Origin of the sequence: Streptomyces sp. WG7 (genome assembly GCF_049975785.1) — a bacterium.
In the GTDB taxonomy this organism is placed as follows: domain Bacteria; phylum Actinomycetota; class Actinomycetes; order Streptomycetales; family Streptomycetaceae; genus Streptomyces.
The window spans coordinates 1-687 of record NZ_JBNGGE010000179.1 but is presented as its reverse complement, the minus strand read 5'-3'; the positions used below and the strand labels follow the sequence as shown (position 1 = coordinate 687).

Annotated in this window: 1 protein-coding gene; it reads left to right on the top strand. The window is 65.2% G+C overall.

The genetic code is table 11. From position 1 onward, the window contains the following. Positions 1-18: 18 nt before the first annotated feature. On the top strand, positions 19-384 hold the full coding sequence (locus ACP4J0_RS38640; protein WP_426604143.1) for a winged helix-turn-helix transcriptional regulator: 366 nt from the start codon (positions 19-21) through the stop codon (positions 382-384). Positions 385-687 lie beyond the last annotated feature (303 nt).

Genomic DNA, 687 nt, shown 5'->3' with positions numbered 1-687 from the left:
GAGGCCGTATACCGGGCCATCGCCGAGCACGACATCGTGTTTCGGTCCGACTGTCCGAGCCGGCCGATCCTCGATCAGATCGCCGACAAGTGGTCGATGATGGTGATGGCGGTCCTGGTCGAACCACGCCGGTTCAACGAGATCAAGCGCCGCCTCGAGGGCATCACGCAACGCGTCCTCACGCAGACCTTGCGCCGGCTCGAACGCAACGGCATGATCGAACGCCGCGTGCTGCCGACCTCGCCGGTGGGTGTCGAATACTCGCTGACCTCCCTCGGCGAATCCCTGCGCGAGCCGTTCGCCCACCTCTACGACTGGACCATCGCGAACGCCTCCGAAATCCAAGCCCGTCAGCGCGACTACGACCAGCGAGCCCCGCGCTGACATCACGACCATGAAGCCGAGCCGGAGCGAGCGGCACCCTGCCCGGCCCGGTGACCTGTGCCGTCCGCCGACCACGACCGGCGACTGAAGCTCATGCGGAGAGCCGTGACGGTTGGCGAGACGGTGCTGATGGTGTCGTTGATCGAAGGACTGAGGGCCGCGACCCGGGTGCGGATGGAGTCACAGCAGCTCACGGTTTGCCCCACGGACTTCCCAGAGCTGGAGCTGTCCTGTCGAAGTGCATCTGGCAGATAGCGACTTGCTGAACTGCGGAGGTGTCAGGTGGTTTGAGAACGCTGACGG